This window comes from Mycolicibacterium wolinskyi str. Jessa 2025, from assembly GCF_049241375.1.
In the GTDB taxonomy this organism is placed as follows: domain Bacteria; phylum Actinomycetota; class Actinomycetes; order Mycobacteriales; family Mycobacteriaceae; genus Mycobacterium; species Mycobacterium wolinskyi.
Map to the genome: position 1 here is coordinate 3,936,216 of NZ_CP185960.1, position 19,589 is coordinate 3,955,804.

General features: G+C 62.4%; 21 protein-coding genes and 2 pseudogenes. 20 read left to right on the forward strand and 3 right to left on the reverse strand.

The window, feature by feature from the left end; all coding sequences use genetic code 11:
• Positions 1-141 precede the first annotated feature (141 nt).
• Both ACOI2T_RS19375 and ACOI2T_RS19380 read left to right on the forward strand, forming a co-directional pair.
• Positions 142-510, forward strand: a complete 369-nt coding sequence (locus tag ACOI2T_RS19375; protein WP_409504970.1) for a hypothetical protein — start codon at positions 142-144, stop codon at positions 508-510.
• Between the two features lie 382 nt (positions 511-892).
• A complete protein-coding gene (locus tag ACOI2T_RS19380; RefSeq protein WP_409504971.1) occupies positions 893-1,390 on the forward strand; it encodes a hypothetical protein in 498 nt (165 codons plus the stop codon).
• A 370-nt stretch (positions 1,391-1,760) separates the two neighbouring features.
• Here ACOI2T_RS19380 and ACOI2T_RS19385 read toward each other — a convergent pair whose 3' ends face one another.
• On the reverse strand, positions 1,761-2,837 hold the full coding sequence (locus ACOI2T_RS19385) for a hypothetical protein (RefSeq protein WP_409504972.1): 1,077 nt from the start codon (positions 2,835-2,837) through the stop codon (positions 1,761-1,763).
• A 644-nt stretch (positions 2,838-3,481) separates the two neighbouring features.
• A complete protein-coding gene (locus ACOI2T_RS19390; RefSeq protein ID WP_409504973.1) occupies positions 3,482-4,357 on the reverse strand; it encodes a hypothetical protein in 876 nt (291 codons plus the stop codon).
• 101 nt (positions 4,358-4,458) lie between these two features.
• Between ACOI2T_RS19390 and ACOI2T_RS19395 the strand changes: the two genes are divergently transcribed.
• The 18 genes and pseudogenes from ACOI2T_RS19395 to ACOI2T_RS19480 all read left to right on the forward strand — a co-directional run.
• Complete coding sequence (locus ACOI2T_RS19395; protein ID WP_409504974.1) at positions 4,459-4,758, forward strand: hypothetical protein; 300 nt, start codon at positions 4,459-4,461, stop codon at positions 4,756-4,758.
• A gap of 59 nt (positions 4,759-4,817) precedes the next feature.
• Positions 4,818-4,997: a hypothetical protein gene (locus ACOI2T_RS19400; RefSeq protein ID WP_409504975.1), complete on the forward strand. Its 180-nt coding sequence runs from the start codon at positions 4,818-4,820 to the stop codon at positions 4,995-4,997.
• A complete protein-coding gene (locus ACOI2T_RS19405; protein WP_409504976.1) occupies positions 4,997-5,227 on the forward strand; it encodes a hypothetical protein in 231 nt (76 codons plus the stop codon). Before ACOI2T_RS19400 ends, ACOI2T_RS19405 begins: the two co-directional genes overlap by 1 nt.
• Positions 5,224-5,772, forward strand: coding sequence for a hypothetical protein (locus ACOI2T_RS19410; RefSeq protein WP_409504977.1), 549 nt, complete (start codon positions 5,224-5,226; stop codon positions 5,770-5,772). Before ACOI2T_RS19405 ends, ACOI2T_RS19410 begins: the two co-directional genes overlap by 4 nt.
• On the forward strand, positions 5,769-5,969 hold the full coding sequence (locus tag ACOI2T_RS19415; protein ID WP_409504978.1) for a hypothetical protein: 201 nt from the start codon (positions 5,769-5,771) through the stop codon (positions 5,967-5,969). The genes ACOI2T_RS19410 and ACOI2T_RS19415 overlap by 4 nt, the downstream gene beginning before the upstream one ends.
• Positions 5,970-6,135: 166 nt before the next feature.
• Positions 6,136-6,393 carry a hypothetical protein gene (locus ACOI2T_RS19420; RefSeq protein ID WP_409504979.1) on the forward strand — a complete coding sequence of 86 codons (258 nt, stop codon included), beginning with the start codon at positions 6,136-6,138 and terminating at the stop codon, positions 6,391-6,393.
• Positions 6,386-8,587 (forward strand): type IV secretory system conjugative DNA transfer family protein, encoded by a 2,202-nt coding sequence (locus ACOI2T_RS19425; RefSeq protein ID WP_409504980.1) that lies wholly within the window; start codon positions 6,386-6,388, stop codon positions 8,585-8,587. The genes ACOI2T_RS19420 and ACOI2T_RS19425 overlap by 8 nt, the downstream gene beginning before the upstream one ends.
• The gene (locus tag ACOI2T_RS19430) at positions 8,584-9,597 is read left to right on the forward strand and encodes a replication-relaxation family protein (protein WP_409504981.1); all 1,014 of its coding nucleotides are present in this window, start codon (positions 8,584-8,586) and stop codon (positions 9,595-9,597) included. Before ACOI2T_RS19425 ends, ACOI2T_RS19430 begins: the two co-directional genes overlap by 4 nt.
• The gene (locus tag ACOI2T_RS19435; RefSeq protein WP_409504982.1) at positions 9,594-10,628 is read left to right on the forward strand and encodes a DNA-methyltransferase; all 1,035 of its coding nucleotides are present in this window, start codon (positions 9,594-9,596) and stop codon (positions 10,626-10,628) included. Before ACOI2T_RS19430 ends, ACOI2T_RS19435 begins: the two co-directional genes overlap by 4 nt.
• 83 nt (positions 10,629-10,711) lie before the next feature.
• Entirely contained in the window at positions 10,712-11,041 is a 330-nt protein-coding gene (locus ACOI2T_RS19440) for a hypothetical protein (protein WP_409504983.1), read from the forward strand.
• Between the two features lie 117 nt (positions 11,042-11,158).
• Positions 11,159-11,767 carry an antirestriction protein ArdA gene (locus ACOI2T_RS19445; RefSeq protein ID WP_409504984.1) on the forward strand — a complete coding sequence of 203 codons (609 nt, stop codon included), beginning with the start codon at positions 11,159-11,161 and terminating at the stop codon, positions 11,765-11,767.
• Positions 11,768-11,899: 132 nt separating this feature from the next.
• Positions 11,900-12,289, forward strand: coding sequence for a helix-turn-helix domain-containing protein (locus ACOI2T_RS19450; protein ID WP_409504985.1), 390 nt, complete (start codon positions 11,900-11,902; stop codon positions 12,287-12,289).
• A 50-nt stretch (positions 12,290-12,339) separates the two neighbouring features.
• Positions 12,340-13,014: an ImmA/IrrE family metallo-endopeptidase gene (locus ACOI2T_RS19455; protein WP_409504986.1), complete on the forward strand. Its 675-nt coding sequence runs from the start codon at positions 12,340-12,342 to the stop codon at positions 13,012-13,014.
• Complete coding sequence (locus ACOI2T_RS19460; RefSeq protein WP_409504987.1) at positions 13,011-13,376, forward strand: helix-turn-helix domain-containing protein; 366 nt, start codon at positions 13,011-13,013, stop codon at positions 13,374-13,376. The genes ACOI2T_RS19455 and ACOI2T_RS19460 overlap by 4 nt, the downstream gene beginning before the upstream one ends.
• The gene (locus ACOI2T_RS19465) at positions 13,373-14,746 is read left to right on the forward strand and encodes a tyrosine-type recombinase/integrase (protein ID WP_409504988.1); all 1,374 of its coding nucleotides are present in this window, start codon (positions 13,373-13,375) and stop codon (positions 14,744-14,746) included. The genes ACOI2T_RS19460 and ACOI2T_RS19465 overlap by 4 nt, the downstream gene beginning before the upstream one ends.
• A gap of 36 nt (positions 14,747-14,782) precedes the next feature.
• Positions 14,783-15,931: a hypothetical protein gene (locus ACOI2T_RS19470; RefSeq protein ID WP_409504989.1), complete on the forward strand. Its 1,149-nt coding sequence runs from the start codon at positions 14,783-14,785 to the stop codon at positions 15,929-15,931.
• A gap of 143 nt (positions 15,932-16,074) precedes the next feature.
• Positions 16,075-17,139: pseudogene (locus ACOI2T_RS19475) on the forward strand (recombinase family protein); the annotation flags it as partial.
• Between the two features lie 615 nt (positions 17,140-17,754).
• Positions 17,755-18,609: pseudogene (locus ACOI2T_RS19480) on the forward strand (ABC transporter ATP-binding protein); the annotation flags it as partial.
• An 11-nt stretch (positions 18,610-18,620) separates the two neighbouring features.
• Here ACOI2T_RS19480 and ACOI2T_RS19485 read toward each other — a convergent pair.
• Positions 18,621-19,559, reverse strand: a complete 939-nt coding sequence (locus ACOI2T_RS19485; protein ID WP_409504770.1) for an ATP-grasp domain-containing protein — start codon at positions 19,557-19,559, stop codon at positions 18,621-18,623.
• Positions 19,560-19,589 lie beyond the last annotated feature (30 nt).

Here is a 19,589-nt window from a genome sequence, read left to right on the forward strand (position 1 = left end):
ACTTTCGAGATGGAGAAGAGATGTCGTCTGTCATCGACACAGCATCCCCCATAGAAATCCGACCAATGTGTCGATCCGCACCTGGAGCAGGAGGCCAATCATGAGCCGCAAATCGCGTCCCCCTGTGCTGGTTGGCGCGAAGTGACGTCGACACCGCGCGACGACGACCGACTCGGTGACACCGCCGAGTACATCCGAACGCAGTCCGCATATCGCGAACGTCCGCGCGACGCGCCACTCGAACCCGATATTCGACAGAAAATAATTCGGCAGGTCAACAGCAAAACTGCGCGACTGGTCGAGGAGATAAGTGAAAGCACCGGACTCAGCATTATGCAGTCTGCGGCAATGTCGTTGTCTGCTCTGTCAAAGATCTTGAAAAGAAGCGGGGACCCCGATGCGCTGGTCCTAGTAATTCACGGAACAATCGACCCGTACAACCATCCAATCGACGCTATCAAAGCTCATCTGCACTTGTATGATTTTATCGGAGACGAGGATGGTAAGTGAGCGCCGAGAGTGAAAGCACGGGCGAGGACGAAGCAGTCGAATCACCCGCCGAATCATTCAAGAGGCAGCTCCGGTCGCTTACGACTCACCTCGCGCAACCATCGACCGCAAATTATGACCTAATTGATGGAGTTCTGGCTTGTGAACTCGATGATGATATTCGAGTGCCCCTTCCGCGCATGATAGTCGACAGGTTTAGCCTCCGACCTCGGACCCAAATGCATCTAGTCGACGTCGGTTTCGGCCTTCTACTTGTACCAGATGAAAGGCGACGACCGACGGCAGAAAAACTACTACCCGGCGACTATCGCCAGCCATGATTCGCGATGTGGCGCATATATTTTCAGGTTGAAGGCTCCTAGCCTAGAACGAGAGGCCGTTCGTGCTGTTCGACTATTGGGCGTTGCGTGAAGTTTTTCTTCACATGCAAAGTCCAGTGCTGGCAAGGGCACGTCACAGACCCGCATCGTTCAAGATTTTGGGACTCGATCACCATCGTCTAATCAGCACGGCGACCGAACGCTGCCATCACCATGACCACTTCGCCAAGTTTCAGACAATCTGTGTGCAAGAATCCACGCCTGTCGGCATATTTGCGGCTCAACTCTTCAGCATCAAGAGCTTGTCACGCGTCGGTATAGAGGTTGAGTACGCTGACGTACCAAACCATATTATGCGGTTTGTTATGAATCTCTCGGTGCGTTTTCGAATCACTCCTCGTGAAGCGCTAGGCGTGACCGTAGCGTTACACGACAAACTGACATACGTGGTGCGTGATATTTACCACATATCCGGACAACTATTTAACTCACTCGATTTTCTCGAACGCGAACACGGACTCGAATGGGATTTTATAAATGAGATCAATCCGCATGGCTAAATTCCACCAGATAACCATTACATGAAAGGTTACGGTTGTGTAACGGTCTGGTAAGTGTTATCATGGAGCCTAGAAACTTTAACGGAGATCATGTCTACTTGGAGCACCTAACGCCAAGCTCAGGCAACGAGGAGGACCGGCCCATGGTACCGACTGACCCTACCGAGTCGGAAGCTGTGGTTGTTTCGGATATCCCGGCCGCGATCCGCGAGAGCGCCGCGAGAATCCTCCAATACGCGGAGGAGTTGCCCCCGCCGGACCTTTCGTCGCTACCGCCGGCGCGACTGGACCTCATCGCCCGCATTCGTGCGAGCAAGGGGCAGTTTTTTAAAGATCAATCTCAATAACCCGTCGTCGTTGACTGAAGTACCTACTCAAGAAGCCGCCGGAATTTGGGGGGCGGATCGACCAGTAGCTTGTACCCCCGAGCTACCACGACTCGGTCTACGCTGTCGAGGTAGCTAATCACTAGTCCCACTCGTCGCTCCAACTTTCGTTGGTGCGCGGTGATGTCGGATTCCCATTGATGAAGGATTCCTCCGACTCGATCTTTGGCAGACAGCAGTCGGTTGAAACTGGACCTTGAAAACGCGATTACTTCATCCTCCGGAATTTCCGGCAAGAGTGCGAGGGAGGCTTCGAGGTACTCCTCGCATATGTTGGCGAGGATGTTCCTGCTATGTTCTATCCCGCCGAAATAGTCTTGCAATTCCTCGTACCCAGCGTATTGCGCATAGGCGCATAATACGGCTTGGGCGCCGTTGATATTCCATGCCTTCAGAAGACTGTAGGACTCAATATCTGTCTGTACACGAATTTGCATGCTTTCGACGAAATGACGAATCTGTTCAGTCCAGCCTCTCAACTCGCTGCCGAAATCCGGAAGTGCACAATCGATACGCCGGTAGGACTCTGGTTCGACCAACAGTGTCGGTCGACCTGACTCCGAGTCAAACACAACATCCATGTTGCGACATATCCGGTCAACTACCAGCTGAGGCATGTATATGCGACGTCCAGCGTCGGTAAACGTCTCCTCATCCCAACATGCTGCCAGTTCATTCTCGAATCGAAAGACTACGAATGGAGGGCCGTCGAGATCGCCGAGCGCACTAATAAGCCTGGCAATCTGCGCGGCAATTTCTGGTTGAGGACCCTTGCCCACCGATGTCCCGATTATTACGACCCCGGTGTCGCGCACAAGCTCAGTTAATCGGCGGAAATCGGATTCATTATCAAAGAACAGAACATGCTCCACTGGAACAAAGAATGAATGCTCTTCGCCCTCCGGTTTGACGCAATACCCTGATTGTGTTCTGATAGCGTCAATCTGCTTTTGAGATTTCTCGCTGCGCGGAGTCCGAGTAACTAACACGATATCGGTCGTATCGCCGAGGTCTCGGATGCCTAGAACTCCGCCCAGTGCGAAATTCCCCGAACCAAACAAGAATAGCCTATTTCTGGTAATGACCCACCTCAGCTCATATTAGCGTAGGGATACATGAAGTGTGCAGGCGTATGCTGTATAAAATATGAGACGAGAGTGCGTCCCTTTAGTATCTAGACATAGACGTAGACATAACTCTAACGGTGTTTCGACTAGCATCATTAACTTCCGATCCATGACGCAGTCTGCCTGAGGAACCATCACTGTAGTACACCGAACGCGTGTTGGCTACTACAGACATGATTGCTGCGCCGCTCGTAACCCGCTTGGACGCGATTTGCCTACAGCGCACTATTTGGCAAGACAGTCGGCTCGCAGTTCTCATCCGTCGTCCCACGCAGCGTTACGACTCAACCTCGTTGCAGTAATGATCGACGAACATCTTAACCGTCGATTGACTCGAAGAATGTACCCGTACCCCTACGGATTCGTTTTTCGCGGGTCAGTCGCGTGCACGTCGGCATCGAGACGGTTTCCGGTCCGCGAGACATGGTTGCAGCTGGCGTCGCCGGAAGACACCATCGCGCGGTTTTATGACGATGTCTACGGAGCTCTCACGTGCTGCGCGCAAGAGAAGATTGTGGATCCGCAACTCGGACAGTACAGGGGTCGACATCGCATTTGTGGTCGCTGTCTGGTGCTTCTCATCCGCCAGCTGCGCGAGAGACATCGCTGCCGATTAAAATCGGTGCGCCCCAATCGAAATCGTCAGCGCTTCGACCGACATCGCGGTCGAACCAGAAACTGACCCCCTGCCTGTAGATCGAGGCCCGCACCGTGTATCCGTGGATTTCGGGCAGATTTGTGATCCGTACGAATTGTGTTGATTGCTTGCCGAATTTGAAGGTCAGGACGCTGCCGTCTGAAGGACTCGGAGCCGGCAGGTGAAGGTACAAACGGCAGTACACGGTGAAGGCACCGCGGATTGGAATCAGCTCCTGCCAGGTCGGTTTCAGCTGACTCAAGCATTCACCCAGTGACGTGAAGTCGTCCTCCTCCGAGGTAAGTGACGGATTACACGTATACACCCCGATACCTTCGCCGCGGAGGTACTCGTGACCACACCAAAAGATGCGCAGCGCCGAGCCCGATGGGCTGGCGATGTCGGGCACCCATTGCATATCGACGAAATGCATCGCACGCGACCCCGCGAGATAGCTCGCATCTACCAGGGTCTGCGCCAGTTCCGGCAACCCACGATCGCTCCAGGTTCGAATCGTGCGCTGGTCCCGTTCAAGAGCTTCACCGGCGTTGGTCAGCCGCGCCAACACATCGGCTCCTTCGCCAAAGATAGACAGCCGAGCAGCCTCAATGAAGTGGTTGCGGCGCGTCCCGGAGCGCGCCATCTCGTCAAGCCATCTCCAGCAGTCGATGGCATTTGTTTGGGACGCAAGGCCGTAGAGCGACGGGAACTGAACTATCGATTCCGGACGCAGCGAGCCCTTCATCGCACGTAGTTGCTTCAGCTCCGCCAGTACCTGCTCAAGTAGCGCAGAATCGCGCGTGCCGTGATCCACCATGGCCGTCTTATCACTTTTTCTTCACGACAGCGAGTCGATCCAATCCTACGGTTTGGACCGACGCGGACATTCCGCGTCGGTCGAGATCGAAAGGAAGGTCCATGTCAGTCCCATCACTCCGCCCGTCCACGAGCCTGGCCTTTGAAGCGCCAGACGGGTTTTCGCGCAACGAAAGTAATCAACTGAGTCGTCTGCAGAACGCAGAACTGACCCGCGGCCTGGCGACCGCTACCTATGTCGAGGCGAAAGGCTTCGTCACCATGATCGGTGTCCAGTTGGTCGGTGCGCTCAGCCGTGAGGCTGAGTGCCAGTCCGGCGGTGATCCCCGCGTCGCCGAACGGACGAACCTGCTGGTGGACCAGTTCACGATGAGCGTCGCCAGCGCGATTGGTCGGCTGTGACCGGCCCGTCGCGGCGTCCGCACGAGCAGCGGAGCGTCGTCCCGAAAGGTGACCACCCGGTGGTCGCCGAACATGTGGCCCGCCGGGCCGTCCAGATCATCACGGCGGCGCTGGCCGATCTGCACACCGTGGTCTCGGTGCACCGCGACATGGCTCCGGCCAGCACCGGGCACGTGCACCAGCACCTGGCAGCGATTGCCGGGGACACGCTGGGCTGGCTGGAACGGTGGCCGTCGTGATGAGCCCGCTGCTGACATTGATCGTTGTTTGCGTGGCGGCCTATGCCGTCTACGCCCTGGTGCTGGTCGGGCTGGACCGATTGCTGGCACATCGTTCCGCTGTCCGCTCCTGGGCCCGCGAATGCCGTGTGGCAGTGACCATCCTGGTGGCGGCGCTGCCTGGTCTGGTACGCGTGGTGCGGAGCTATGCCGCCACGGAGCGGCAGATCCGGGTGGAGGCCGGGAGGTGACCGCCGTCAATGACCGCCAGGCGGCTAGCGGCGGTGAGCTGTCCGAGGCGAGCGAAGTGTTGGGCCGGTTCATCGAGCAGGCGGCCCGGCAGACGGAAGACGAGGTGGGGTTCGGCTACGTGCTGGTGCCGGATGCGCCGAACAGCTATCCGGCGCTGACCGCGGCGTACGCCCGCAGCCTCGCGACGGGCTGCCCGCTGCCGATCTCGTCGGAAAACAGTGACGATGTGATCTACCGGCGTCCGGAAGTCAATGGGGCGCTGCGGTTTTGGCACGACGTCAATCACGTCCGGCGCCGGCTTGATTTCGGGTTGGTCGATGAGCTGGAGCTGTCGCTGTGGCACCTCGGCGAACTCGAAGCGGCCGGACACGCCCGGGGGTCGCTGGTGTGGCGGCTGCTGCACGCCGATCTGACCGGACAGGCCTACGTGCAGGCGTTCGCGCAGCGCTTCCCGCTCGATCAACGCCGCTTCGTGACCGGCTGCGTGACAGCTGGTTTCGATCACGGGCTGCTGGACGAGCTGCGCCACGGCGGTACCTTATGAGCGGGGGCGGGGGTTGGCTGGACCGGCTGGTCGGGGGCTGCGTCAGTCTGCTGATCGCCGCGTTCGCCCTCTACTGCGCGGCCTCGCTGCTTGAAGCGGTCTTGCCGACGCTGCTGCTGGTGGTGGGGATCGCGGCGCTTGTCGGGCTGGTGATCGGCGCGGTTGTTGTATTTCGTACATGGCGGGATCGGTGGTGAGACAGTGCGATTTGTTCCCGAGAGCCTTCGTTCCGGTCGGTGTTGTGTTATGCGCCAACGCTATTGAGCTTTGAATCAATTCAAACGATAGTAAGTCCCGACGCGCTTTGAATTCGTTCAAAGCTTCATCGTCATCAAATCGCGTAATTCAGAAAGGAGGACAGCTATGTCGAAAACCGGACGCCCCAACTATCGCCGCGGCACGCGCGGACGGCCAAAAGCCGAGCGGCACATCAGTGTTCGCAGTGTCCGCCGTGATCCGCCCGACTTGCGCAAGCTCAGCCGCGCCGTCATCGCCCTCGCCCTGCGCGAAGCCGAACTGGACGCCGAAGCCAAGGCAGACCAGGCCGCGCTGACCGTCGAGACCGAGCCACCGGCCGATCCGCCCGCCGCCGCTGATCCTGCGGAGGTGAGCGATGACTGAGCCACCCGATACGCCCCTGCATGCGGGCTCGCTGGTCTGGCAGCAGCTGTTTTTCCTCCAGCAGTTGCCCGAACTGACGGCCTTCGGCCTGCTGCGCCACTGGGCCGCTGAACGGCATGCACCGCAACTGATTCTGGAGGCCCGCGCCGACGATAGCGGCGTCGAATATCTGGTGGGCAGCCAACTGCGCCACGCCCAAGCGGTGCGCCGATCCGTCGAACAGCTGGTCGCCGGAGCCGTGGTCACCAGTGCCGATCCCGGCGACCGGCAACGGGTGAACACGGCCCGCCGGCTGCGCCTGAGCACCACCGCGCGGCCGCTGGAGCCCTCGGACGCGCTGGCCTCGGGCCGCTCCATCCTGCACGCCCTGACCAGCGTCGGGCGCGGCGAGCGGCTCGCCATCCAGATCGTGCTCGGCCCGCGCCGCCAGCCCCGCCTGGCTCCGACCCGGCCGCAGCGCGCCGATCAACCGGTGGTGTCAAAACTGCTGCACGGTGTCCGAGTCGAACGCGACGGCGAGGCCCGCCAGGCGCTGGTACGCAAGCTAAGCCAGCACGCCTTTGCCGCGACGCTGCGCATCGGCGTGCACGCGGCCACGGCTGAGCGCCGCCGGGTGCTGCTGCTCGGGTTGGCGGCGGCTATCGGGACGGTCGAAGCGCCGGGTGTGCACCTGCGGCTGCGGCTGGAAAAGCCTGACCGGCTCAACCGGCCGCGCGCCAGTTGGTCGGGGTTCACCCCGTCGCAGCCGTTGACCGTCACCGAAGTGGCGCGGCTGTCAGGCTGGCCGATCAACGACCGCGACGAACCGCTTCCCGGGCAGCCGCCGCGCCACCCCCGCCCGGTCCGGCCGACCCCGGCAGTGGCGGCCGGTGTCCGGGTGATCGCCGACGCCAGCGCGCCCGGCACCACCTCGGCCATCGGCTACAACGTCACCGATGCGCTGCGCCACACCTGGGTCATCGGCCCCAACGGCGTCGGCAAGAGCACGGCCCTGCTTAACCTGATCGTGCAGGACCTCACGGCCGGTCGTCCGGTGGTGGTGATCGAACCCAAAGACCTGGTCGCCGATGTGTTGGCCCGTATCCCGGCCGAGCGCCGCGACGATGTGGTGCTGCTTGATCCGTTGTCCGAAGCGCCGGTCGGGATCAATCCGCTCGATGGCCGCCACCGCTACGGCCGCACTTCCGACGTGGTGGCCGACGGTCTGTTCGGCACCTTCAAGGTGCTCTACGGCGACAGTCTTGGCCCCCGCTCGTCTGACATCCTGCGCAACTGCTTGGAGGTGCTGGCTCGTCGCCGTGACGCCTCGCTGGTGATGCTGCCGTTGCTGCTGACCAATCCGGGTTTTCGCCGCTCGCTGACCCAGCAGGCGATCCGCGACGACCCGTTCGCTGCCGGGCCGTTTTGGCAGTGGTTCGACAGTTTGTCGCCCGACGCGCTGGCCTCGACGGTCGCGCCGCTGAGCAACAAGCTGCGCCCGCTGCTGAGCAAACAGCTGCGGGCGGTGCTGGCCCAGCGTGACCCGAAATTCAATGTCCGCCAAGTGCTGCGGGAGAAGAAGGTGCTGCTGGTGCCCCTGCAAAAAGGGGTCCTCGGCCCCGAAAACGCCCAGCTGCTCGGCGCGCTGGTACTGGCCGAGCTGTGGCAGGCCATCCGCGAACGCGCCGGCACCCCGGAAGCCAGCCGCGATCCGGTGATGATCTACATCGACGAAGTCCAGGACTACTTGAAACTGCCCACCGACCTGGGTGACGCCTTGGCGACCGCCCGCAGCCTGGGCGCTGGCTTTCATCTGGCCCACCAGTACCAAAAACAGTTGCCGCCCGCGATGCTCGACGCCTTCAAAAACAACGCCCGCTCGCGGATCTGCTTTCAACTGCACGCCGGGGACGCCAAGGACATGGCCGCCGGCCAATCCGTCCTCACGCCTGAGGACTTCAGCAGTCTGCCCGCCCACCACGTCTACGCCAGCCTGGTCCGCAATAACACCGTGCAGCCCTGGGCCTCGGGGATTACCCGCCGCCCGCCCGAACCGACCAGCGACCCCGACGACATCCGCCGCCGCAGCCTGCAGCGCTACGGCCAACCGCTCGACGAGATCGAGGCCGGCTTTGCCGCCCTGCTCGACACCGCCACCACTGGTGGCCCGGACAGCGAGATCGGCCAGCCGCGCCGTCGGAGGGCAGCGCAATGACCGTGCCGGATACCACGAAGCACTGGGTTGGGGGAAGGGGCGGTGGCGAAGCGACGACCGGCAGTCACCCGATCGCTCACCCGATCGCAGCAGCCATTGCCCCTCAATCTCCGCAGGCAGATTCCGTAGCGGACCGGTTAGGGTCGGCGAATGATGGTGCCCCACGGGGCACCACACCGTCCGCCGCGCCGCACCGTACCCGATCCGCCGACCTGGCTGCCCTCGCGTCGCGTCTCAGCGACCGCGACCATGCCATCCTGCGGTCGGTCGCCGAACACCAATTCCTGACCGGCCGCCAGATCGCGGTCCTGCATTTCGCCGACCATGCCGCCACGTCCGGTCCGCGCATCGCCCGCCGCACCCTGGAGCGCCTGCGGGAGTGGCGACTGCTCGGCGCGTTGGAACGGCGTATCGGCGGCGTGCGCGCCGGGTCGGACGGCATGATCCATTACGTCGATGTCGTCGGCGACCAACTGCTGCGCGGCCGCACCGGCCGCACCGCGCGGCGGCCTCGCGAACCCAGCGAGCGGTTCGTGCGCCACCGGCTGGCCGTCGCCGACACCCACCTCGAGCTGATCGGGGCGGACCGCCGCGGTGCCTTGGAGCTGGAGGCCTGCACGGTCGAACCGGCCGCGTGGCGGCGCTATCCCGGGGCCGGTGGCGCAGCGCAGCTCCTCAAGGCCGACCTGTCCGCCGAGACCGGCGCGGGCGAAGACCTGGTGCGCGCCTGGTTCATCGAGGTCGACCTGGGCACCGAAAGCCTGCCGACGCTGCTGCGCAAATGCCACGACTACGAGGCCTACCGGCGCAGCGGCATCGAACAACACGACAGCGGCGGCTTCCCGGTTGTCATCTGGAGCGTCACCCACCGCAACCCCGGCAAGGCCGAGACCCGCCGCGCCGCCCTGCGCGACGCCATCGCCGCCGACCGCACCCTGCCGCCGCGCCTGTTCCGCGTTATCGCGCCCCAGCAACTGATCCCGACACTGCAGCACGGAGGTCAGCAATGAACCGCGCTCGGTTCACTGTCGCGCCGCGCGGCGACATTCTGGTCGGCGACGCGCTCGATCAGCTGCGCCGTCTGCCCGACGCGTCGGTCGACATGGTGCTGACCAGTCCGCCGTACTTCCGGCTGCGCAACTACCAGCACGACAACCAGATCGGCCTGGAACCCACCGTCGAACAGTGGGTCGGGCGGCTGGCAGCCATCCTGACCGAAGCCCGCCGCGTACTGGTCCCGACCGGCACCCTGTGGCTCAACCTCGGCGACACCTACGCCAGCCATCCGTCGCAGGGCGCGCCGCGCAAAAGCCTGCTGCTGGGCCCCGAGCGCCTGGCGCTGCGGCTGCACGCCTCAGGCTGGATCCTGCGCAACAAGATCGTCTGGGCCAAACCCAATCCCATGCCGATCAGCGTCACCGACCGGCTGGCCGCCACCTACGAATACGTCTACGTCCTCGCCCAACAACCGTGCTATTTCTTCGACCTCGACGCCATCCGCGTGCCGCACCGCTCCCGCCTTGGCCGCCCGTACACGGTCACCCGGCCGCCCGAAGGCTGGCGCGGACCCAACAGCGACACCGCCACCGGCCTGGACGCGCTCAAAGCCGCCGGGCGGGTCGGCCACCCGCTGGGCAAGAATCCCGGCGACGTCTGGACCATGGCCACCGCCGGCTACCGCGGACACCACGCCACCTTCCCGCTGTCCCTCGCCACCCGCGCCATCACCGCTGGCTGCCCCGAAGCCCGCTGCCACACCTGCCGCCGTCCCTGGCGCCGTCGCCTCGTACGCACGCTCGGCGCCACCGCGGTACGCGGTGCGCTCGGCCCGACATGCGACTGCCGCGCGGACCCAGAGCCCGGACTGGTGCTTGACCCGTTCATTGGCAGCGGCACCACCGCCGTCGCCGCCGACAATCTCGGCCGCGACTGGCTCGGCATCGAACTCAACCCCGACTTTGCCGCCCTGGCCCGGCAGCGGATCGCCGAGAACCGGTCGGGTCCACGCCATGAGCCCACGGACGCGGAGGCTGCCGCATGAGTGCGGGGCCTCGTCGGTGTCATGCGGCCGTCCCCGTAAACGCAGCCCGCGTTTACCGGCCGCAGCGCACCGAGGAGGTCGCTATGTCCACACCGGACGACACCGTCAAGGGTGTTAAAACCCTTGGCATCCGGCTCAAGCCGGACGTGCACGCGCAGCTGAGCTTCATTGCCCAGCTGCGCGAGGGCACGATCACCGACGAGATTCAGATCGCCATTGCCGAGCACATCGCTCGCGCCAAAGACGATCCCGATCTCAAAAGCCGGGCAGCCGCCGCACGCGCCGAAATCGAGCGTGAAGCAGCGGCCCGCCAGCAGGCCATCGCCACCCTGTTCGATGCCGACGCATCGAGCAGCGGTGCTGAGGGAGCGCGGCCCGTGCGCCGCACTCAGAAGGGAGGCGATGCCACCTAGCAGCGCCGGATACGGCCTGCTCTCATCGGTCCCGGGCGGGAACAGCCTTGAGCGCCAACCGCGCTCGCTGTTTCCCGCCCGGGCCGACAACAACCAATGCCACGAAAGGAGGTGAGCATGCATGACCAACCACCCACACCGCATCCAGACCACGAGCCGGACACCGGGCCTGAACATGACAACGAGCCGCGACCGTCGCCGGCCATCTATGTGGCCAGCCTGGCCGACTACAACAACGGCGTCCTGCACGGCCGATGGATCGACGCCGCCCGCGACCCCGCCCAGCTGCACGCCGACGTCGCCGCGATGCTGGCGACCTCACGCCAGCCCGACGCCGAAGAATTCGCCATCCACGACTACGAACAGTTCGGCGTCTGCCGCATCCACGAATACGACTCGCTCGAACTGGTCGCCCGCATCGCACGCGGCATCCGCCAACATGGCGACGCCTTCTCAGCCTGGGCTGATGTCCACGAAGCCGAACCCGAACGGTTCGACGACTTCGCCGAGGCCTACCTCGGCCACTACGACTCCGTCCAGGACTACGCCGAACAGGTCGCCGACGACCTCGGCTACACCGAGGAACTGGAGAAACTGCCCGAGGCCATACAGCCCTACGCCCGCATCGACACCGCCGCCATGGCCCGCGACATGACGCTATCCGGTGCCATCTACGTGACGCCCGATCCCAGCGGCGGGGTCTGGGTGTTCGACAGCAGCACCTGACCACCTGCAAGGCAAAGGAAGGAAAGGGAATCCTTTGTCCGCCAATGGATTTACGTTGTCAAATTGTCAATTGGCATTGAACCAATTCAATGAACGGACGTAAAATGGGAAATATGAACGGAGGCAACGCAAATGACACCGAAACAGCACACCCGGCTGACTGACATCGTGATGCGCAAGCGACAAGCATTGGGACTCAGCGTTGCCGAACTGGCACGGCGCGCCGGTCTGGATGTCGCAACGGTCTGGCACATCGAGACCGGCACGACCGTCAGCCCCAAGGCCGAGACACTGCAGGCAATCGGTGACGCGCTCGGTATCCCGGCCAGCGACCTGTTCGCCGCTGCCGGCTGGGTAGCCGCGCAGGAACTGCCGACCATGCGCCCCTACCTGCGCACCAAATACCGCCAACTGCCACCAGCCGCGGTCAACGAGATCGAAGCCCACTTCACCGATGTCGCCCGGCGCTACGGCATCAGCTTCGACCAGCGCGGCGGACCGGTCGACGGCGAAGACGAATAGCAACCGAACAACAAACGAGACAACAACCCCACAGGGTGGAAGGAGGGTACGTGGATCAGCATCAACAACCAACAACCAGGAGCGTGCTGGGCACTCTGCGCAGCCTCATCCCCACGCACGGACGCATACCGTTCGCCGAATCCCTGCGCATCGCCGAACGCCAAGCCAACCGGCTGCTCAAACTGCGCGGCGTCACCGCCGGACCCGTCCCCACCGAGATCATCAGCGACCTACCCAAAATCACCGTCGAATACATCGGCCAGCTCGTCTGGGGCGCCAGCTTCTGGGACGCCAACCGCCAAGTCTGGGTCATCCAGCTTTCACGCGCCGAATCGCCGACCCGCATCCGCTACACCCTGGCCCACGAATTCAAACACATCATCGACCACGGCCGACAAACAATGCTCTACCGCGGCACCCGCCGCACCAGCCCCGACGCCCAAGCCGAACAAGTCGCCGACTACTTCGCCGGCTGCCTGCTCGTACCGCGCACATTCCTTAAAACCCTGTGGGACAACGGCATCCGCACCACCGGCGAACTCGCCGACACCTTCCAAGTCAGCGAAACCACCATCGGGCGACGACTCACACAAACCGGCCTCGTCCAACACCACCACCTGCGCCACCTGCCCGCACCCTTGCCATTCATCGCCGACAACGAAGTCGAACTGCCTCCGCCAGATACCCGCAGCGATTCAGCGGAGGAAGGAGCGCTGCCGGCATGAACACCGACCACATCAAGCAACACCGGGCCAGCAGCCCCTCTGACACTGCCAGCCTTGACGCCCAAACACGCCGGCTCCTCCGGATTCTTGGCGAATCGGCACTTCGACTTGCTGACGGCCAGGCGCTCGATGACACGCAGTTGGCGCACTACCTGTCACAGCTCGAACTCACGGATCGACACGAGGAACTGTTGACGGTCCCAGAAGCATGCAACCAACTTCGCATCAGCCGCTGGAGTTTCTACCGCCTTATCCACCAACGCAGTCTCGCGACCGTGACAATTGGCCGCCGCCGCTTTGTCGCACGCGCCGAAATCGACCGCTTCGTCCTCACCCTGCGCCACGCTGGAGAAGCCCCATGACGGGGCGGCGACCGACCGGCGAAGGCACCATCTACCGGAGAAAAGACGGGCGATGGGAAGGCGCCGCATACCTGCCGACCGCCAGCGGAGGGCGCCGCCGCATACGGGTCTACGGCAAAACGCGAAGCGAAGCCCACACGCGGTTGAACGAATATCTGGCCACCTCGCAGCGCGGCGTGCCCGTACCGGAGCGATCATGGACAATCGCGGCATACCTTGACTACTGGATGCGCGAAGTGGCACCGCTCACATTGCGACCAAGGACAATTGAACTCTACGAGTCAGTAATCAGAAACCACCTCAAACCCCGACTCGGCATGAAGCCGCTGCTGCGACTATCCGTCGCCGAACTGCAAATGATCCTGAACCGACAACTGGCCGACGGCCACTCGGTTCGAACGGTGCGCGCCACACGAACCGTCCTGAGCGCCGCACTCACCCGCGCCATGCGCGAAGAATTGGTCACCCGCAACGTCGCTCGCTTGGTCGAACTCCCCGCATGGGAGAAAAAGGACCGCACACCCTGGACTGCCGCTGAAGCGTCACGCTTCCTCGCACAAGCCAGAAACGACGCCTTGTTCCCGGCCTACCTCCTGTTGATGATCCTCGGACTGCGCCGCGGTGAAATGCTCGGCCTCCGATGGAGCGATGTCGACTGGGACCGCAACGAAATTCATATCCGCCAACAACTCCAACAGATCGGCGGACAGCTCCAGGTCGGTCCGGTGAAAACCAGTGCAGGCAAGCGCGACCTGCCACTGGTACCGATACTGCGGACGGTGCTGGCACGACATCAAGCGCGACAAAACGCTGAAGCCAACACATGGAATCTGGTGGTGACGACGACCGCCGGCTCGCCACTCTGGCCGCGCAACTTCGTGCGGGCATTCCACGCGCTTCGTGAACGGGCTGGACTGCGCCGCATACGCGTCCACGATCTACGGCACATGACCGCCACCCTGCTCAAAGACCTCGGCGTGCCAGCACGCGATGCGCAGCTAATTCTCGGCCACGCCCACATTTCAACCACACAGCAGATCTACCAACACGCAAACGCCGCCACACAACAAACAGCGCTCGACCGACTTGGTCAAGCGCTACTCGTTACATCCGATGGCAGTGCCCGTAGCCGTCAAATTCAGCCGTCAATTGCCGAATCCGTTGTCACCAGGACATCAATCATCTCTGGAGGGCCAGGAGGGGCTCGAACCCTCGACACCCTGCTTAAGAGGAGCAAAATGCTAAGCGACAGACACTCTCTGACCTCTGTTATCACACAACTACGAGCACGCACAAACACGCACGTGCTTGGCTACGTAGCCGTCAAACGCAGCCGTCATGACACTAATATTACTGGAGGTGTCGGATAACTCATGACAACAATTATCGCGTGCGATAATAATAACATGGCTTACGAGATAATCCCCGACTACGAAATCAAGATTGGCGCGGCAGACATACTTGAGGATCAATACTTATATCAATTAAAGGCCATACTTTCCCCACACGGTGCCATAATTGATTATGAGAAAGACGTCGCGGCACTGGACCTTGGAGTGCACCTCTACAAGCCCGGCGAATCATCCGAAAAGCACTTAGGCTCGCAGCGGGTCTGGATGCAGTGCAAAGGAATCCAGTCGGCATCGCTTACCGCTGACTCCTACGCCAAGGCGAGTTATATTCCCGTCAAAGGACTCAGCCTGGATCATGTTGCTTACTGGTATAGCGCGCCGGAGCCCGTCTACTTGGTCGCATATGTCGCGACTGTTGATCAATACTACCTTGAGGATGTACGTGTCCTCGTGGACGAACAAATTGGCGCTCAGAGATTACGCGAGATGACGACGGAGGCACAACAAACCGTCACGCTACGTATAGCGGCCAGCTCAACCATTGAAAATGCACTGAAGAAAATGGTACGGCACCAGAGCCTACGTATCGACCACCCACTGTTCCGCGGTAAGGCACTCGGGCATGGACTCGATCCGTTACGGACAACTTTCCACAAGCCAGACGCTACACTATTCGAGAGTATCGTCCATGACCTTCTCAATACATACAGATTTCAGAAACTCGCGGAGCAGCCTGTATCGCCCGATGTTATTGATGCTGGAAACGGGACGATTACCATCGTCAAAGGCAAACTCTATTCGACTTATGAATGGACCTCGCCCATCTTTACCGAGTATGGCTACGACGAGGACACTGACTTCCGGATTGAGTCCCAAGTATTCCATGCACATGGTGATGTTGTAGTCATAATCCACTCGTTTGTCGATGAAGCTACAACCTTCTCCGCCAAGTTCGACGATCTAGTCGAAGATTGGAGAAACGGTGGAGTCGAGCATGTCCTAGTATTCTTTAATGAGAGCGAAATGAGCAAGCCTCGCAATATGGGGGCGTGGAGATCGAAGTTGTCGGACCTTTGTCCCGTCCCCCAAGGATTCGATAGCCTGAGCTACAGCATCCTGACTTCGCTTCCCCTTTACATGCAGTACTTCAGCCGGCTAAATCCTTACATAGTAAATCTCATTGAACCTATGAGTCACGAATAACTCAGGTCGTGTCCACACTATCAGCGCATTGAAAGGACGCATATACGAGTACACGCGCGCTTTTGCCACCTGCCGTTCTAAAGCCCCGAAGACAACCGCGACCCTGAAGAAGTTCGTAGCCGTCAGAAATAGCCGGCAAGTCGATGAGTGCATGGAGTCGACCGCCAAGTCCGCTCCGCGGCCACAAATCATGCGCCAGCAGCAGTCACCACAAGACAGGAGACGCCTTGAAGACAGCCGTCATCTACCTACGTGTCAGCACCCGCGAGCAAGCAACACGCGGCAACGAAGCCGAAGGGTTTTCCATCCCCGCGCAGCGAGATGCCTGTCGGCGCAAGGCAGAATCGTTGGACGCGAGCGTCGTAGAAGAGTTCGTCGACGCGGGCGAATCGGCGCGATCCATCGGACGCCCGGCGCTCCAACGCATGTTGGCCCACATCGCGCAGAACCCAACGACCTACGTCATCGTCCACAAAGTCGACCGCCTGGCGCGAAACCGCGCCGACGACGTCCAAATCAACCTGGCGCTCCAGGCCGCCGCCTGTGCACTCGTCAGCGTCACGGAGAACATCGACACAACACCGAGTGGGCTACTTCTCCACGGCATCATGTCGAGCATTGCCGAGTTCTACAGCCGAAACCTCGCCAACGAAGTCGCCAAGGGTGCGCGACAGAAAGCGATGAACGGCGGCACGCCCACCGTCGCACCGATCGGCTACCTCAACGTTCGCGAGACCATCGACGGCCACGAAATCCGCACCGTGCGTACCGATCCAGAACGCGCACCACACATCGTGTGGGCCTTCGAGCAGTACGCCACCGGCGACTGGAGCTTGCACAACCTCGCCGACGCACTTGAATCTCGGGGACTGCGCCAACGCTCGACCGCGAAGCGACCCGCGCGGCCGCTCCCCGCGAACAAGCTGCACAACGTCCTGCGCAACCGCTACTACCTGGGCTACGTCAGCTGGGAAGGCGTCGAATACCCCGGCAAACACGAACCCCTCATCGACACAGCGACATTCGAGCACGTGCAACAGATCCTCGGTGCACACCGTCAATCCGGTGAGCGGTCCTACCGGCGACAGCACTACCTGGCCGGCTCACTGTACTGCGGTCGATGCGGCGCGAAACTGCTCTACGCCATCTCCACGGGCAGGCACGGCGGCAAATACGCCTACTGGTTCTGCGGCGGCCGGCACAACCGCAAGAACGGCTGCGACCTCCCCTACATGACAGATGAACGCGTCGAAACAGCCGTCGTGTCGTTGTGGGCCGGCACGAAAATCCCCGCCTCAAGCCTGGAGACAATCCGGGCCGGCCTCCTCGACGATCTGACAGCGCACGACGCCCAATCCTCACAAGAGCGGACTCTGCTACAACGTCGCGTCGCCGACATCAAGCGCGAGCGACTCAAGTGGGCCGAACTGGCGATGGACGGTACCGTTCCGCGCGACATCGCCCGCGACAAGCAGACCGCGCTCGCTTCACAGCTAGCTCAGATCGAGCAGCAGCAGACGCTACTCAACTCCGCTGCCATCGACTACGCGACCATGATCGATAAGGTGCTGCAGCTCATCAGCCAGTGCGCTACCGCGTACGCACAGGCGCCCGGAAATCTCCGTCGCGACTTCAACCAGGCGTTGTTCGAGCGCATCCTCCTGGACACATCCGAAAGACAACCGATCGCCAGCGCCAAGCACACGGAACTGTTCGAGATCATCGAAACGGCCACCCTCACGGATCCAGGCCGCCACACAGGCGAGGAATCCCTACGTCCGAGGACATATTCGACCATCAAGGGTTCGATGGTCGTCTCTTTGGTGGACGTGACAGGACTGGAACCCAAGGAACGCGACATCGCGATGGTGTTTCAGAACTATGCGCTCTACCCCCATCTGTCGGTCCGCGAGAACATCGCATTCCCGTTGCGCGCCAAGCGGATCGAGCGTTCTGAGGCACTGAGGCGGGCCGACGCGATCGCCGAGTCGCTCGGGCTGGGCGCCCTGGTGGCCCGCAAACCCAAGGACCTGTCCGGCGGTCAGCAGCAACGTGTCGCGATCGGCCGCGCGATCATCCGCGAACCGGCCGTGTTCCTGTTCGACGAGCCGCTGAGCAATCTCGACGCCAAACTTCGGGTGGAGACCCGCACCGAGTTACTGCGGCTGCAGCGCCAACTCGGCATCACGTCGCTGTACGTGACCCACGACCAGGAAGAGGCCATGACGTTGTCGGACCGCATCGTGGTGATGCGCGACGGCCGCATCGCGCAGGCCGGCCCGCCCGAAGAGGTCTACCGGCGGCCTGCCGACACGTTCGTCGCGACGTTCGTGGGGAGCCCGAAGATGAACCTCGTCGACGGAGCGGTGAGCGGTGGCGAACTACGCACCGAATCCGGGGTCCGGATCAGGGTTCCCGGACCGGACGCGGCGGCGGTGACCGTCGGGATCCGGCCCGACGACCTGATCGTGACACCTGCCGCGGACGGCGGGGCCACCGTCGAACTGGTCGAGCTCCTCGGCCCCCGCGCCATCGTCACCGTGCGTGCGGCAGACCAACTGCTGACCAGCGTCGTGGAAGCCGCCGCGCTGAGCGAGGTCACCCCGGGCGTCGCGGTCGAACTCTCGGGGACCGACGTCCACCGCTTCGACGTGACGAGTGGGGTGCGGGTGGACTGAGCGTCGCTCGGCTATCCGCGCCGGTGCGAGAGCGGTCCCAGCCCGAACCGCTCCAGCGCCGATTCGACGCCGATCGCGAACTCCCGTTCGGCGTCGGCCCGGTCGCTCTGTTTCAGCTGCCGGAAACCCAACGACGGCTCGACGAGTTCGAGCTCGAGCAGCCTCGGGTCCTCGGGTCCACCGATCACGTCCACCCGTGCGTAGAGCAAGTCCTCCGGTTCGATGTCGAACAGCCGCGTCACCGCCCATATCGCGAGGCGGCCCACACGCCACACCTCGTCCTCGGGGTCGGCCGGGGACAGCGATTCCTCGGCATAGGTTCCCGAGTCGTCGAACTCCGGGGTGCGCCCGGCCGGCGGCAGGATCGGGCCCTTGGTGAACGCGTGCGACTCCTCGCCGTTGAGAAACACCAGCGCGGTCTCACCGTCGGCGATTCTCGGGTCGTAGGGCTGGACGAGCACGCCCTTGCCCTGGGCCTGCAACGCCGTCGCGTGGGCGGCGGCCGCCACCGAATCGACGAAGCGCTGGGCACCGGCCGAACCTGCGCCGACGGCCGGTTTCACCACCACCTCACCGGCGGGCACCCGTACCGGCTCGTCGACGTTGAAGTACTGCGTCGGCACGACCGGCACGCCGAGACGCCGCAGATCCTCCAGGTACCGCTTGTCGGTGTTCCAGTCGACGAGTTCGGGTGCGTTCAGCAGGTTGCGCACCGACCGGGTCCACGACAGGAACTCGTCGAGCCGGTCGGTGTAGTCCCACGTCGCCCGCAGGATCACCAGATCGGCCTCCGATGTGGCCGGGTCGTCCCAGGCCAGCCAGCGCGCGTGGAGACCGCGTTCGCGCAGCGCGGCGACGAGTCCGTCGTCGTCGCCGTCGCCCTCCGGCAGCGCTGCGCAACCGGCGAAGACGATGCGGGGATGGAACAGATCCGGACGGGCGAGCTTCACTCCCGTGATGATAGGTGTGGATGATAGGGG

What these genes read in the sequence shown, in the direction of transcription:
- ACOI2T_RS19435 (WP_409504982.1), top strand. Translation starts at nt 9,594, where the DNA reads ATGAACCGCGCTCGGTTCACTGTCGCGCCGCGCGGCGACATTCTGGTC.
- ACOI2T_RS19415 (WP_409504978.1), top strand. Translation starts at nt 5,769, where the DNA reads ATGAGCGGGGGCGGGGGTTGGCTGGACCGGCTGGTCGGGGGCTGCGTC.
- ACOI2T_RS19460 (WP_409504987.1), top strand. Translation starts at nt 13,011, where the DNA reads ATGAACACCGACCACATCAAGCAACACCGGGCCAGCAGCCCCTCTGAC.
- ACOI2T_RS19470 (WP_409504989.1), top strand. Translation starts at nt 14,783, where the DNA reads ATGGCTTACGAGATAATCCCCGACTACGAAATCAAGATTGGCGCGGCA.
- ACOI2T_RS19390 (WP_409504973.1), bottom strand. Translation starts at nt 4,357, where the DNA reads ATGGTGGATCACGGCACGCGCGATTCTGCGCTACTTGAGCAGGTACTG.
- ACOI2T_RS19440 (WP_409504983.1), top strand. Translation starts at nt 10,712, where the DNA reads ATGTCCACACCGGACGACACCGTCAAGGGTGTTAAAACCCTTGGCATC.
- ACOI2T_RS19405 (WP_409504976.1), top strand. Translation starts at nt 4,997, where the DNA reads ATGAGCCCGCTGCTGACATTGATCGTTGTTTGCGTGGCGGCCTATGCC.
- ACOI2T_RS19465 (WP_409504988.1), top strand. Translation starts at nt 13,373, where the DNA reads ATGACGGGGCGGCGACCGACCGGCGAAGGCACCATCTACCGGAGAAAA.
- ACOI2T_RS19425 (WP_409504980.1), top strand. Translation starts at nt 6,386, where the DNA reads ATGACTGAGCCACCCGATACGCCCCTGCATGCGGGCTCGCTGGTCTGG.
- ACOI2T_RS19430 (WP_409504981.1), top strand. Translation starts at nt 8,584, where the DNA reads ATGACCGTGCCGGATACCACGAAGCACTGGGTTGGGGGAAGGGGCGGT.
- ACOI2T_RS19420 (WP_409504979.1), top strand. Translation starts at nt 6,136, where the DNA reads ATGTCGAAAACCGGACGCCCCAACTATCGCCGCGGCACGCGCGGACGG.
- ACOI2T_RS19450 (WP_409504985.1), top strand. Translation starts at nt 11,900, where the DNA reads ATGACACCGAAACAGCACACCCGGCTGACTGACATCGTGATGCGCAAG.
- ACOI2T_RS19445 (WP_409504984.1), top strand. Translation starts at nt 11,159, where the DNA reads ATGCATGACCAACCACCCACACCGCATCCAGACCACGAGCCGGACACC.
- ACOI2T_RS19395 (WP_409504974.1), top strand. Translation starts at nt 4,459, where the DNA reads ATGTCAGTCCCATCACTCCGCCCGTCCACGAGCCTGGCCTTTGAAGCG.